Source organism: Fusibacter bizertensis, assembly GCF_029914245.1.
In the GTDB taxonomy this organism is placed as follows: domain Bacteria; phylum Bacillota; class Clostridia; order Peptostreptococcales; family Acidaminobacteraceae; genus Fusibacter_C; species Fusibacter_C bizertensis.
Genome location: NZ_JARYZI010000004.1, coordinates 1 through 13,876 on the forward strand (window position 1 = coordinate 1; position 13,876 = coordinate 13,876).

The following is a 13,876-nucleotide window of genomic DNA, read 5'->3' on the forward strand; positions in this document are numbered from 1 at the left end:
AAATGGACCCAACAAAATCAAAATTGATTTTGCTGGAGTCCATTTTTTACTTTGGGGCTATTTTGCAACAGCACCTTCTTATTTGTTTGCAATTATTTGAAATACGTATTCCAACATATCTGGAACTGTTTCGACGATATCTTTCAAATATACACGTTCCGTCTTTTGATGTAAATCTTTTCCCCAAGGCCCTAAATGTAATACATCAACATCCAAAGTCTTGATTTCATCATAGTTTAGATTATACGAACGCTGGTAGACAGGCATATTGTTCAAAGCTTGAGAAGGATCGAACTTTGAAGGTTTCATATAACTCAAATCAGAAATTCCCATAAAATAACTATTGTGTATTAATTCTAACTCCCTAGATAACATGAAGTTTTCCAGTGGTTCTTTTAATATTTCCAAATAATACGATTCACTTTCAACTACTGGATAAAATGGTGGCAGTAGCCCAATAACCACAACCGGATAATTGACATCTAACGCTTCTAAAAGTTTCTGCATATATAGTATTGTAAATTCATGATCTGCCAATGCATGATTTTCTTTTCTCAAGTTTTCATACGTGGCTTCTATATCTAATTTATCTTTTACTCTCATTTTAAGTTCTTCCAAGAACAGAATTTCAAAGTTAAATTCCATACATTCACAATAAGATGGCTTTGCTTGTTTTCTTAAATATTCATTGTAAGAATAATTAAACTGATTAATTGCATCTTCTAATGACCACTTACAAAGTTCCTTGAGTTGAGCAAATTTTACTTCCAAATCCCCTTTGAGAAATAGCCAATTAAAATAAGCTACTGTAAACTCCGGTGTTGTTACATCATATGACTTCTTGATTGAGTACAAATTCAGAAAAGCCGGTGGTGGCGTCATTTTCTTTTGATATGAGTCACCCATTTCTGTATTGAGTTCAATTGCTTTAACAATCTCCATAGCAATACTGATAGAATTGAGTCCACTATATGCTACACCAGAATGTGAAGGCATCCCCTTAGTCATAATAACGGGCATAATCTTTCCAACAGAACCTGTAGAGATGGTAAATTGATTTGGAAATTCTCTTTCATGTGGTTCAGTTAATATAGAGAGTTCATAGGTCAAGTGATATCTTTTTTTAAGAGAAACTAACAAAGCTGTAGCAGATCTCATACCAGCAGACTGTGTTTCTTCATCAGGTACGCTCACAAAAAGTAAATTTACACCTTTAGGTGAATTTGTCGACTCATATAACTTTTGAAGGTTAATTGCAATACCTGCTTTCATATCGCAACTGCCTCTACCATAAATCCATTCGTCATTAAATTCAGTATCTGGGCGACATGTTAATGAGTGCTCCAATTGTGTTTTTACCAACTCGGGGTCTAGTCCATCAAAATCGCCGTATGTAGTTAAATCTACTGTATCATAATGGCTCAATAATATAACTGTTTTGGAAGCGCCAATATCGTGAAGTGCCCATACGATTGAACGACCCAAATAATCCCCTTCAATAGGACTTGTACCAAAGTACTCTTGGTGGTTCACAAAATATGGCATTTGGCCAATCTCTTCAACCAAAAATTTTTCCATTTGTTTTTCATGTATAGTTCCCGAATCACTTCGTGTATTAATTAATCTATAAAGTAGTGATAACACTGAGTTCCTTTCTTTTTTCAACATAAATCTCGTCCTTTTTATATGTCAGGCTTATATTGTATTATCTCATTATCTTCTCGCATTGACAATGATTATTGACTTATTTATGTAAAAAACAACTTCAAAAAAATAGTGCAAATGCTTAATGAGACTCAAGTCCCATACATTTGCACTAACTAACATTTATCTCTAACTAAATAATTCTTTATAAGTCATAATACATTTTATATTCACGTGCTGACGGTAATATAGACTCCTCAATAGCTTCTTTTAGTAAATAATCCATCTGATCTTTTAAAATTTCTTTAGTAAATACGCCACCTGAGAGCAAATATGCTTGATCTGTTTTTAAAGCTTCAACCACTTCAAATAAATTTTTAGGTAAAGCATTAATTTTACCCCTTTCTTCATCCGACAATTTAAAGATATTCACATCAAGTGGTCCAAAGTTATGAGCAACTGGATCAATTTTATTTTTAATACCGTCAAACATAGCCATCATAAGTGCTGAAAATGCAAGATAAGGATTTGCAGTGGCATCAGCAGGCCTAAATTCAAACCTTTTTCTCATAGGTTGCGTCGCATAACCTGGAATACGTATTACTGAGCTTCTGTTAGCAGTACCAAAACAGATACTTACAGGCGCCTCATACCCTGGAACCAATCGTTTGAAAGAATTTGTACTTGGGTTTGTAAATGCCATCACTGAAGCTGCGTGTTTAAGTATACCTCCGATTGCATAAAGTCCAATCTGACTCATATCAGAATAACCGCCTTTTTCATAAAACAAATTAGCATTATTCTCTAACAACTGCATATGCACATGCATACCATTTCCAGCTTCGCCAAATATTGGCTTAGGCATAAAAGTTGCAGTTCTATCATATAATTGCGCGGTATTTTTTATGACATATTTTACGAGCATTGAACGATCGCCCATTACAACAGGTCCTTCAAAATCAAGTTCAATCTCTTGCTGACCAGGTCCCCCTACTTCAGGATGATGATACTTTACTGGCACGTTAAGAGATTCAAGTATTCTCACCATTTCATTTCGCATGTCAAAGTTTACATCTTTAGGACGATCTACATGGTACCCACCTTTGTGAGAAACGATATAGCCGTTATTATTTTCAGGACGATTTGAATTCCATACCGCCTGTACTGTATCTATTTGATATCCAGTTGATTGAGGGGTCATTTGATAGTGGCAACTATCAAATGTATAGTACTCAAACTCTGGACCTAAAAGTGCCTGATCAGCAAAGCCTTCAGCCTTCATATAAGCATCCACTTTTTCACATATATATCTTGGATCACTTTCAAATCTAGTATGTGTCTCACCTACATTATAGAGTCGCGTCATAAAAACCAACGTTTTCGCCTCATTGAAAGGATCAATAAAGTAAGCATTTAAATCAGGTTTAAAAACCATATCTGATTTTTCTACACTTAAAAAACCATAACTCGAACCATCAAATCCAATTCCATATTCAATGGTTTCACTCGTAAATCTTCTCGGTGTAATGGTAAGGTGATGCCATCTTCCAGCCAAATCCAGTAGTTTAAAATCAATAAATTCAATTTCGTTATTCTTACAAAATTCTTGAACTTCCTGATGGTTCTTAAACATGAGTGCGCCTCCTAGTGATATTTTGTTGACTCCTTTTGATGACTTATTTTTATCATATCAAATTTTTGTTGAATTGTGCAAATTTTTTGCTTATTTCCATTAGATTATACAAAATTTGTCGAGTTGTCATAATTCCTAACAATTGCTATAATAACTTTGAGGTGACATATGAAAAATATAATAATATTCTGCGATGGCGCATGTTCTGGAAATGGAAAAGATGAAAATGTAGGTGGTTGGGGGGCAGTCTTAAAATACAAAGACCAACTAAAAGAGATTTGTGGTGGTGCTGCAATGACTACAAACAACATCATGGAGCTTACAGCAGCAATCGAAGCATTAAAAACACTTAAAAGTAAAGATTTAATGGTTGATATATATTCTGATAGTGCCTATGTCGTTAACTGTTTTAACAACGGTTGGTATCATAAATGGCGAATTAACGGGTGGTTAACGTCAAAAAAAGAGCCTGTTGAAAACAGAGCCCTTTGGGAAACACTCATTGATCTAGTTGAATCTTTTCATAAAGTTACTTTTTATAAAATTAAAGGACATCTTGATCCTAACAAAAAGGCAGATGTCCGAAAATGGCATCAAAAATTTAATACCGAGCACAAAACTGCGTTATCTGAATCCGATTTTTTAGAACTAATCGCGCTTAATCATATAGCAGATCAACTTGCTAATGATGGCATGGCGCCTTTTAAATAACTATAGGATTTAGCAAGTTGTGCCATGTGATATTTTAATGTCCTCTTGATACTCACAAGCAGCTTCAATTGCAAACTCTAACCCTCTTACTATATTATCGAGATCCATGGAGGCAGAATTAGGATATGCTGTTGCTTGACTTGGAATATATGGTACGTGTATAAAGCCCCCTTTTATGTTGGGGCTTTTTTCATGGATGTAATACATTAAACCGTAGAGCACATGATTGCATACATATGTCCCTGCAGTGTTTGAAATTGTTGTTGGAATGCCTATTTTATTCATCTCAAAAGCCATAGCTTTTATTGGTAAATTTGAAAAATATGCATCTGAACCACTGGGTACGATAACCTGGTCAACCGGCAAATTTCCTGCATTATCAGGGATTCTTGCATCATCGACGTTGATGCCCACTCTTTCAATTGTCAAGTGCGTTCTACCACCAGCTTGCCCAACACAGATCACCACGTCAGGTTGATGCTTCTCTATTAAATCATAAAGCACTTTAAGCGCTTGATGAAAAACTACTGGCAAACATGCCTGATTAATAGAATGTTTACTTTGAGACAAATTTATTTTCTTCACAGCCTCATAAGAAGGATTGACTTCATCATTTCCAAAAGGTTCAAACCCTGTAATCAGAACTTTCATTTTTCCCTCCATTTTATATCAAAAGAAAACCAGTACTAAGATCACATAGAAATAATACTGGCTTAACATCTTTAATATTGAATTATAAACTTCTAACAATTAAACAGAGTCAATATCACACCTATTCAATTTATATTAGTAATTAGATTCTTTTAACTCAAAGTGCTCTTTTGGATGTAAACATGTTGGACACACCTCCGGTGCTTCAGTGCCTTCATGTACATAACCACATTTATTACATTTCCATCTAACCACTTCGTCTTTTTTAAATACTTTGCCATTTTCGATATTTTGAGCTAATTTGTTATAACGGTTCTCATGCTCAACTTCAGCTTTTGCAATAAATTCAAATGCCGCTGCAACTTTAGGAAAACCTTCTTCTTTTGCAACTTTTGCAAATTCAGGATAAAGTGTTGTCCACTCTTCGTTTTCTCCCATAGCTGCTGCTTTAAGGTTTTCAAGAGTTGTTCCAACTTTACCAGCAGGGTAAGTAGCTGTGATTTCTAAATCCCCACCTTCTAAAAAGCTAAAAAATCTACCTGCATGCACTCTTTCATTGTCAGCAGTTTCCATAAAGAAATCAGCAATTTGTCTATAACCCTCTTTTTCAGCTTGTTTAGCAAACATTTGATAACGGTTTCTCGCTTGTGATTCACCAGCAAATGCTTTTAAAAGATTTTTTTCTGTTTGTGTTCCTTTAATACTCGCCATTATTTCATACCTCCACTTATATCTTATGCCCCTACTGGTGGCACAAATGTTCTTGTAGCAAACTCTCTATCTAACATCAACATACCATGACCTTCGCCGCCAATCATCTTTAGTTCGTTAATGATTTTTTCCGCATTACCTTCTTCTTCAACTTGTTCATCAATAAACCAAATCATTAGGTTTCTTGTTGCACGGTCTTTTTCTTCTTCAGCAATATCTGCAATATTGTTTAGTAGTGAAGTCACATGTTTTTCATGTTCTAAAGTTTGCTCAAATACTTCAAGTACGCTATTCCATTCAAATTGAGGTTTTTCAATCGCATCTAAAGATACTCTACCGCCTCTGCTCACTAAGTAATTAAGAAATTTTAATCCATGGAATTGTTCTTCTTCAAATTGAACTCTCATCCAATTTGCAAATCCAGGTAAGTTAATGCTCTCGAAATATGCAGACATCGATAAATACAGATAAGCCGAATACAATTCTGCATTAATTTGTTTATTGATCACTTCTTCCAATCTCGTATTAATCATAACAGTCTCCTTTAAAATAGAGTTTAGAAATGAATTTCTAAACTCTAAACTATCTTATAATTCATTTTTCCATAATCCGTGAAGATTACAGTATTCTCTAGCTTTAATTGCTTTTTCATCAGTTTTGAATATCGCCACAGGTTCATCACCTGGATTCAAAAAAGTAATTAATGTTTCTGATTCAGTTACCAGCTCAATCCACTCAATGTAATGATCTTCTTTCATTGGGTGAAGTGTCGATCCAACAGTTACTTTGTAACCACCAGCTACTGTTTCAATTACAGGTACGTGTTTTTCAGTTGCTGAATCTGCAGATTTTTCTTCTAAAAGATTCATCTCTTGACCACAGCAAACTAAAGTGCCGCCACCAACATGTGCAACTTCTACTATGTTGCCACATACGCCGCATTTAAAAACGTCTAACTTATTGATCATATTAATCCTCCTAAGATTCTTCTCTACAATTTTTGCAAATGCCGTAAAAGAACATCTGTTGCTCAAGGATATCAAAATCATCCAGTTGATCGCCTACAGCCCCTTCAAAGTTTACATTAAAATCGTAAACTTGATGGCAATGTTGACATTTAAAATGTCCATGCGTCTCAACAAACGCATCAAAGCGCACTTCATTGTCATCAATAGTAATGGCCATAGCAATGCCTCTATCAATAAAAATTTTGAGCGTGTTATAAACTGTAGTTTTTGAAAGTGTTGGGATTTGTCCATTCAGCGCATTGTAGATGCTTTCCACTGTTGGGTGGTCTTTATTCTGCATCAAATACTCATAGATTTTAATCCTTTGATATGATGGCTTAATCCCATTGGTTTTTAAAAAATCACCTACATCGTTCATGTGTCCCTTACTCTTTTCTTTAGTTTATTTTAGTGGCTCAAACATATCTTTGCCTACGCCGCAAAGTGGACATACCCAATCTTCTGGAATATCTTCAAACGCTGTACCTGGTGCGACACCACTATCTGGATCGCCGATTTCTGGATCATAAACATAACCACATGCTACACATTCATACTTCATAATGATACTCTCCTTATACTTTTAATTTATTTCAGTTTGTAATGATTACAAACTGATAATACCATCACTGACACAAGCTGTCAACCCTTACCAATAAATATGTATTCATTATTAATAACAGTAACAGATTTGTTTCAGATACTATATACCCTAAATATACAGAACTTAAAACAAAATTTCTAGTTATATTGCTATAATTAGATATTTTTTTAAATTTTGATTTAACTTTCTGTTATTTGGTATAAAAATTGTAACACATAAAACATATTTTCGAAAGGTGGTTCACGTGAAAGAAAGAATTGTAATAATTGGAAATGGTGCTGCTGGTAATGCGGCTCTTGAAGAAATCATATCATCTAAAGGTGATTATGATATTACTGTGATAACTGCAGAAAAAACGCCGCCTTATTATAGACCAATGTTGTCTGAATATATCTCTGTAAAGGAGATTCCAAAACGTTTTTATCTACACGATCACAACTGGTATAAAGATAATAATATCAAAATCTTATATGGTACAGAAGTAACTGCGATTCATACGGATGCACAAACGCTTTCCATATTAGATGGCGACCCAATTGCATATGATAAACTTTTATTATGTATAGGAAGTCATAATTTTATACCACCTATTCCTGGTGCTGAATTAGAACATGTTATGGATCTAAGACATCTTGAAGATGCTGAGATTCTTAAAAGCAAAGCTTGGAACTCAAAAAAAGCTGTGATTATTGGTGGTGGATTACTCGGATTAGAACTCGGTTGGCAACTTAGAAAACTCAATGTAGAGGTTTCTGTGATTGAAATGATGGATCGTTTGTTGCCAAGACAACTTGACACTGAGGCATCTCAGCTCTTTGAGAAAAAAGTACTTGAAACAGGCATTAAAGTCATAAAAGGCGTTCAGACACATGAAATATATGGCACGTCCGCTGCTGAAGGTGTAAAAATATCCTCTGGTGAATCTATCGATGCGGATTTTGTCGTTATTTCAATTGGCATCAGAGCTGAAGTTAAACTGGCACAAGATGGAGGGCTACTTACAAATCGTGGAATTTTAGTAAACGATTTTATGCAAACGAATATAAAAAATATATATGCTGCAGGGGATTGTGCTGAACACCAAGGTACAAATTTTGCTATTTGGCCAGAGGCTGTAGAACAAGGTAAAATTGCTGGTCTTAACATGATTGATGATAAATCTGTCTATACGCCAGTTGTTCCTTTCAATATTTACCATGGTATGAACTTGAGATTATTCTCTATAGGAGATGTTGGTGGAAATCCTGCAAACACTTATGAAGTCATACGCAAAGGGGATGATGAGAATTTCGAAAAATACTTTTTCCTAAATGATAAGATTGTTGGTGGCGTTTTAATGGGGAACATCTCAAAGTCATCAAAACTTAAAAAAGGCGTTAGCGAAAGTATGACAAAAACTGATTTTGAACAACTTATTGGATAAATTGATGATAACCTAATTTTAAAAGGACAGATGAAAATGATCATGATCATTTTCATCTGTCCTTTTTACGTTTACTATGATTTTACTTGTTTAAATTTGCTTTAATCCATGTTGCGATGTCTACTATTACATCCTCTGAAACATTTCCTGCCGCTGTATATTCTTCCGGTTTTGACATGCCTTCACCCGTTATAAAAAGATGATTTAGGTCATCATATAACTTGTACTCCGCTTTATCTCCAAGTCCTGTTTTCCATAGTTCAAACTCAGACTCAGTTACTTGGTAATCTCTTGCGCCTTGTAAAACTAAGATAGGGATATTTAATTCACTTGCAATCGCAATAGGATTATAGTCTTTTATATCCATCCAATATTTTGGTGCAAGTCCCATGGTTTTGTTCATATCAGTATCAAGTGTCATTTCCTCAGATGAGATTAAATCTGCTGAATCTTTGATGCTATCTAATTGCTTTTGATCTGCTTCATCAATACTTCCATCTAATCCCAAAAGGTACTCGTATTGTTTTACAATTAATTCTTGCAATGGCGTTACATTACCTGCCATTATTGCTATACCTGCAATATCTTTGTTATCTTCTGCGATTCTCGGTGCTTGATTCCCGCCTAGAGAATGTCCTACTACAAATATATTGCTAGGATCAATACCGTCATAAGTCTTTAAAAAATCTACTGCATATCTTGCATCATCAATAACTTCATCATAAATCGTAAAATCAGCCACAATCGTTGGATCATTATACTTTTCTAGATGTGTATATGTTCTTTTATCATATCTAAGTACAGCGACTCCCTGCGCAATAAGTCCTTCTGCAATATCTTTAAAAGGCTTATTGCCATATACTGATTCGTTACGATCATTTGGACCTGAACCATGAACTAAAACAACTACTGGAAATGGACCATTGCCCTCAGCTGGTAAACTTAGTGTTCCTTCAATTTTGAAATCATCTTCTCCAAAAGTCACTTCTGTTTCAACAGCACCGTTTATTTCAGCATCAAAATAATCTTCTACTGATGAAATTTCTTGGTAATTAAACCCTGAAATCTTACCGTCATAAGAAAAAATTACATTATAGGCCAAATCCTTATCCACATGATTTGCACCAATAGACACAACGTAATACTCAGGCTTTTCTTGGCTTTTAATCCCATGTGTACTTTCAAAAGCACCATAAGCTTTAACCAATTGCTTGCTGATTTCTTCCATTGCCTCTTTTGTAAATTGTGCCTTCATTTCATCTGAAAAAGCGAATTCAGTTAAAATCTCATCAAATGATCCAGCCATAAATTTGTCTATAAATGCTGTTGCAATACCTTCAGCATCAAAGTCAATTTCCTTTTGAGCTGTGGTTTCTTGAGAACTACCTTGAGTTGCTTCAGTTGTTGCCATGTTATCAGTTTCTTTATCACCACATGCTGTCATACCTAGCATAGCGATGATTAGTGTCAATGCGATAATGATGCGCTTAAATTTCATGGTCATTTTCTCCTCACCTTGAACTATTTTAACAATATATTTATCATACAACAAAACTTGTTTAAAATAAAGTCCGGAAGCTAGGCAATATATTGCCTCTATTCCGGACCTTTATTCTACATTTAGACTTTAATCTACTTACTAAACTTCATTTCATACCTTACATTTTATAAAATGACACCACTTTGAAACATTTACTTGCTATAATTAAAAATCATCTTAATCATTTCTTCTAGTTTTTCTTTATCCATGTTGTCAGTATCAATTAAGCATTGAGAGGCATGAGACTCCATAACTGCCAATCCCACCTTGTGAATTGATTGTTTCACAGCCGCGATTTGGATGAGTATCTCATCACATCCCTTATCTGCCTCAATCATGTTCTCAATGCCTTGAATATGGCCTTTGATGGTTTTTAATCGATTGACAATTTTCTTTTTATCCTCTTGCTCTGTCATACTATCCTCCACCTAAATAAATAAACTCATATTTGAATCTTCAGCAGCACCTAACATCGATGCTACACCACCTAATTCTACACCATCGATCAATTCTGCTTGCGTAATTCCCATAAGATCCATAGACATATTGCATGCAACCATACGTACGCCATTGTCTATTGCCATCTTGAGCATATCTTCTAAAGAATCAACGTTATGTTTCTTCATAACCATGCGAATCATTTTTGGTCCCATTCCCAACATATTCATCTTTGATAGACCTAGTTTTTTTGTGCCTCTTGGCATCATACCACTGAACATCCTAGCCATCAAGTCTTTTTTAACACTAAGTTTCTCTGGTCTTCTTAAAATATTTAGGCCCCAGAATGTATAGAAAAGAGTGACTTTTTTACCCATAGAAGCTGCACCATTTGCGATGATTAAGGTTGCAATTGCCTTATCCAAATCTCCGCTGAATACGACAATCGTTTTGTCATCATTTACAACAGTAGGCACTTGTGGTGGTCTTTTCCTGCCTTTTCTGATTTTAGCAAAGAATGCTTTATCTTCTTTTCCCGATTCTAAAAGGGTATTACCTGTTTTATCGCACCACACACCGATATCGTTTACAAAACCTGGATCTGTCGCTTTGATATCAAGGATATCTCCTGGTTTCATCATCTCGATCGCCTTGTGCACTTGCATAATTGGACCAGGACATTGAAGTCCACACGCATTGACTTTAATTATTTGGGCATCTGAATCTTCTATTGCGTCTTGAAAGGACGCATCCTGTTCCATGTCCCCCGTTTCTGATACATGTACATCTGCTTGTGGCATAGAACCTGCACAGGCCCCATTATCATCTTGACATAAAACAGTTGAATAAGTGGTAAAACCTCCAATAAGGTTATATATATTTTCAAATCCACTTTGAACTAAAATTCTTGAAGCAGCATGACCTCTAATACCAACTGCACAATAAACCACATACGTTTTTGATTTATCTAGTTCAACCATTCTCTCTCTTAGTTGATCCACTGGGATATTGATAGAATTAGGAATATATCCCATTTCTCTTTCCATTGGCTCTCTAACATCAAGTACAACGAAACTTGGGTTCATATCCTTAAACTCGTGCCATTGGAAAGGTTTCTCCATGCCATTTAAGATATTTTCACCAACAAAACCAGCCATATTTACTGGGTCTTTTGCTGAAGAGTATGGTGGTGCATAAGCAAGTTCGAGTTCAGTTAAGTCAAAAACAGTTGCATTAAAACGAATTGCAGTTGCAATAACATCAATTCTTTTTTCCACACCATCATAACCAACATTTTGAGCACCAAGTACTTTTCCAGACATATCAAAAATCACTTTTAATGTCATTGGTAGCGCTCCAGGATAATACCCTGCATGTGAGTTTGGATGCACTAAAACTGTATAATAATCTTTCCCATATACTTTTCCATCACGTTTAAGTGTTTTCTCATTTACGCCAGTCGCTGATACTGTAAGGTCAAATACTTTTGCAACAGAAGTTCCCATTGAACCTTTAAATGGTACTTTTTTACCAGCTACATTATCAGCACAAATTCTACCTTGTTTGTTTGCAGGGCCAGCTAGTGGTATCATCGTCTTGCCACCGCCTATGAAATCAGTCACTTCAACAGCATCACCAATCGCATAGATACTTGAATCTGAAGTTTGCATAAACTGATCAACAACTATGCCGTTTCTTTGATTAATTTCTAGTCCAGCATTTTTAGCAAGTTCACTTTGTGGACGTATTCCAATTGAAAGTATAACCATGTCTACTTCTAGTGATTTTCCACTTTGTAATGTCACCTTAGTTGCGCCGTTGTGATACTCAAAAGACTTAACGCCATCACCTAAGTATAAGCCAACTTTTTTAGTTTTCATGTGTCTATGAACAATTTGAGCCATTTCAAAGTCAACGGGTGCCATTACCTGGTCAGCCATTTCTACGACATTTACTTCCATACCAAGATCATGTAAATTCTCAGCCATTTCAAGTCCTATAAATCCACCGCCAATAACTGCAACTGATTTAGGCTTTACATTGTCAACGAAGCTCTTGATTCTATCAACGTCTGGAATATTCCAAAGCGAAAATATATTAGGCGAGTCAATACCAGGGATCGGTGGCTTAAGTGGCGTTGAACCAGGTGAAAGAATCAACACATCATAGCTTTCTTCATAAACTTTGTTGTTTTTAATGTCTTTAATTTGCATTTTTTTGTTTTCTTTGTCAATTGAAATTGCTTCATTTTCAACTCTAACATCTACATTAAAACGCGATCTCATACCTTCTGGCGTTTGAACCAACAAAGCACTTCTTTCTTCAATAGTACCACCAATGTAATATGGCAATCCACAATTCGCAAAAGAAATATAAGGACCTCTTTCTAGCATGATGATTTCTGCCTGTTCATCCATTCTTCTTAATCTTGCTGCTGCACTTGCACCGCCAGCAACACCTCCAACGATTATCACTTTCTGACCCATTTCTACCTCCGGTTTGACTTAATTATATTTTTAACAAACTATTTCGCGGAAAAAAAAGCCCTTTTAGGGCTTATTTAATACTTACTATAAACCTAACAACTCATCTAATCTTGCTTTGTCAAAGCCTTGTATCACTTCATCTTCAACATAGATTACAGGTACACCCATAAATCCTTTAGACATAAGGTCTTTTCTAGCTTCAATATCTGTTGATACATTTTTCTCTGTGTATGCAACGCCTTTTTCATTAAAATAATCTTTTGCCATTGCACAATACCCACAAGAATTACTTGAATAAATTACTACATTTTTTGACATATCATTACCTCCATTATTTAGCATCTAGAGCCATATTTCATGGCCTGAATATAGTAGCCTCTTGTCAACCAAAAATTTGAGTACTCAATTTTAAAGCCTTCAAACTTCTCAATCAACATATTTTCGACCAATATTTTTATACCCGAAAATTCTTCAACATAATCATCTGTTTGCTGTTCACCCGGAACAAGCCCAAATTGTGGACCGCCTCAGCCAAAACCTGTAACTGCAATTCGATGATTGCCACGCTTGGCGATATCTTTTTTAAGTTTTTCTATTGCTGCTTCCGTTGCAAATATTTTCACTTACGCCTCCACCCCCCGCGTAGGGGTCATTTCATAACTATAATATCGCGCTTTAAAATAAATGTCAATTCATATCTTACGAATTAGGTGTGAATTGTTTGTAAACAATTCATCCAGTATTCATCAACAGGTTGTCCACAAAAAAGCCTCTTTTTTTGAAAACTTTCCTTGTGCAAATCTTTTGACATCTTTCTATTATGTTAACAGTATGTAAATTTTTATCGAACATTACTTAACATTCGAATGCATTTATTCACAATTTTCTTCATTTTCTTAAAATAAATCCCTTAAATCAGAAAATTATAAAAATAAATAGTTCGGTTATACACACTATCCACAATTTTGTCCACAATTTTTATCCCATTATTCACAGGGGGCATGATTTCTGTTAGACTAACTTTGGGA

At 35.2% G+C, this 13,876-nt stretch carries 14 protein-coding genes; 2 read left to right on the top strand and 12 right to left on the bottom strand.

From position 1 onward, the window contains the following. Positions 1-78 precede the first annotated feature (78 nt). Together QE109_RS06910 and glnA are read right to left on the bottom strand one after the other, a co-directional pair. Entirely contained in the window at positions 79-1,668 is a 1,590-nt protein-coding gene (locus tag QE109_RS06910; protein ID WP_281093700.1) for a M20/M25/M40 family metallo-hydrolase, read from the bottom strand. A gap of 181 nt (positions 1,669-1,849) precedes the next feature. Next, positions 1,850-3,277: a type I glutamate--ammonia ligase gene (glnA, locus tag QE109_RS06915; RefSeq protein WP_281093701.1), complete on the bottom strand. Its 1,428-nt coding sequence runs from the start codon at positions 3,275-3,277 to the stop codon at positions 1,850-1,852. A 168-nt stretch (positions 3,278-3,445) separates the two neighbouring features. Here glnA and QE109_RS06920 point away from each other — a divergent pair, with 168 nt between their 5' ends. Next, positions 3,446-3,988, top strand: coding sequence for an RNase H family protein (locus tag QE109_RS06920; protein WP_281093702.1), 543 nt, complete (start codon positions 3,446-3,448; stop codon positions 3,986-3,988). A 9-nt stretch (positions 3,989-3,997) separates the two neighbouring features. Here the strand turns inward: QE109_RS06920 and pcp are convergent, their stop codons facing one another. The 6 genes from pcp to rd form a co-directional block, all read right to left on the bottom strand. Then, positions 3,998-4,639, bottom strand: coding sequence for a pyroglutamyl-peptidase I (pcp, locus tag QE109_RS06925; protein ID WP_281093703.1), 642 nt, complete (start codon positions 4,637-4,639; stop codon positions 3,998-4,000). Positions 4,640-4,774: 135 nt separating this feature from the next. After that, positions 4,775-5,350, bottom strand: a complete 576-nt coding sequence (gene rbr / locus QE109_RS06930; RefSeq protein ID WP_281093704.1) for a rubrerythrin — start codon at positions 5,348-5,350, stop codon at positions 4,775-4,777. Between the two features lie 23 nt (positions 5,351-5,373). Beyond that, the gene (locus QE109_RS06935; RefSeq protein ID WP_281093705.1) at positions 5,374-5,883 is read right to left on the bottom strand and encodes a ferritin; all 510 of its coding nucleotides are present in this window, start codon (positions 5,881-5,883) and stop codon (positions 5,374-5,376) included. Between the two features lie 54 nt (positions 5,884-5,937). Continuing rightward, positions 5,938-6,318, bottom strand: coding sequence for a desulfoferrodoxin (locus tag QE109_RS06940; RefSeq protein ID WP_281093706.1), 381 nt, complete (start codon positions 6,316-6,318; stop codon positions 5,938-5,940). A gap of 10 nt (positions 6,319-6,328) precedes the next feature. Further along, positions 6,329-6,736 carry a Fur family transcriptional regulator gene (locus QE109_RS06945; protein WP_281093707.1) on the bottom strand — a complete coding sequence of 136 codons (408 nt, stop codon included), beginning with the start codon at positions 6,734-6,736 and terminating at the stop codon, positions 6,329-6,331. Between the two features lie 24 nt (positions 6,737-6,760). Further along, positions 6,761-6,922 (bottom strand): rubredoxin, encoded by a 162-nt coding sequence (gene rd, locus QE109_RS06950; protein ID WP_281094035.1) that lies wholly within the window; start codon positions 6,920-6,922, stop codon positions 6,761-6,763. Between the two features lie 283 nt (positions 6,923-7,205). Here rd and QE109_RS06955 point away from each other — a divergent pair, with 283 nt between their 5' ends. After that, positions 7,206-8,384 (top strand): NAD(P)/FAD-dependent oxidoreductase, encoded by a 1,179-nt coding sequence (locus tag QE109_RS06955; protein ID WP_281093708.1) that lies wholly within the window; start codon positions 7,206-7,208, stop codon positions 8,382-8,384. Positions 8,385-8,466: 82 nt separating this feature from the next. Here the strand turns inward: QE109_RS06955 and QE109_RS06960 are convergent, their stop codons facing one another. The 4 genes from QE109_RS06960 to QE109_RS06975 form a co-directional block, all read right to left on the bottom strand. Continuing rightward, positions 8,467-9,882, bottom strand: coding sequence for an alpha/beta fold hydrolase (locus tag QE109_RS06960; RefSeq protein WP_281093709.1), 1,416 nt, complete (start codon positions 9,880-9,882; stop codon positions 8,467-8,469). Between the two features lie 194 nt (positions 9,883-10,076). Then, on the bottom strand, positions 10,077-10,340 hold the full coding sequence (locus QE109_RS06965) for a metal-sensitive transcriptional regulator (protein WP_281093710.1): 264 nt from the start codon (positions 10,338-10,340) through the stop codon (positions 10,077-10,079). A 12-nt stretch (positions 10,341-10,352) separates the two neighbouring features. After that, positions 10,353-12,848: an FAD-dependent oxidoreductase gene (locus QE109_RS06970; RefSeq protein WP_281093711.1), complete on the bottom strand. Its 2,496-nt coding sequence runs from the start codon at positions 12,846-12,848 to the stop codon at positions 10,353-10,355. Between the two features lie 84 nt (positions 12,849-12,932). Beyond that, positions 12,933-13,166: a glutaredoxin family protein gene (locus tag QE109_RS06975; protein WP_281093712.1), complete on the bottom strand. Its 234-nt coding sequence runs from the start codon at positions 13,164-13,166 to the stop codon at positions 12,933-12,935. Positions 13,167-13,876 lie beyond the last annotated feature (710 nt).

Bases quoted from the DNA above. Each gene is read 5' to 3' on its own strand.
- QE109_RS06910 (WP_281093700.1), bottom strand. From the start codon at position 1,668: ATGTTGAAAAAAGAAAGGAACTCAGTGTTATCACTACTTTATAGATTA.
- glnA (WP_281093701.1), bottom strand. From the start codon at position 3,277: ATGTTTAAGAACCATCAGGAAGTTCAAGAATTTTGTAAGAATAACGAA.
- QE109_RS06920 (WP_281093702.1), top strand. From the start codon at position 3,446: ATGAAAAATATAATAATATTCTGCGATGGCGCATGTTCTGGAAATGGA.
- pcp (WP_281093703.1), bottom strand. From the start codon at position 4,639: ATGAAAGTTCTGATTACAGGGTTTGAACCTTTTGGAAATGATGAAGTC.
- rbr (WP_281093704.1), bottom strand. From the start codon at position 5,350: ATGGCGAGTATTAAAGGAACACAAACAGAAAAAAATCTTTTAAAAGCA.
- QE109_RS06935 (WP_281093705.1), bottom strand. From the start codon at position 5,883: ATGATTAATACGAGATTGGAAGAAGTGATCAATAAACAAATTAATGCA.
- QE109_RS06940 (WP_281093706.1), bottom strand. From the start codon at position 6,318: ATGATCAATAAGTTAGACGTTTTTAAATGCGGCGTATGTGGCAACATA.
- QE109_RS06945 (WP_281093707.1), bottom strand. From the start codon at position 6,736: ATGAACGATGTAGGTGATTTTTTAAAAACCAATGGGATTAAGCCATCA.
- QE109_RS06960 (WP_281093709.1), bottom strand. From the start codon at position 9,882: ATGAAATTTAAGCGCATCATTATCGCATTGACACTAATCATCGCTATG.
- QE109_RS06965 (WP_281093710.1), bottom strand. From the start codon at position 10,340: ATGACAGAGCAAGAGGATAAAAAGAAAATTGTCAATCGATTAAAAACC.
- QE109_RS06970 (WP_281093711.1), bottom strand. From the start codon at position 12,848: ATGGGTCAGAAAGTGATAATCGTTGGAGGTGTTGCTGGCGGTGCAAGT.
- QE109_RS06975 (WP_281093712.1), bottom strand. From the start codon at position 13,166: ATGTCAAAAAATGTAGTAATTTATTCAAGTAATTCTTGTGGGTATTGT.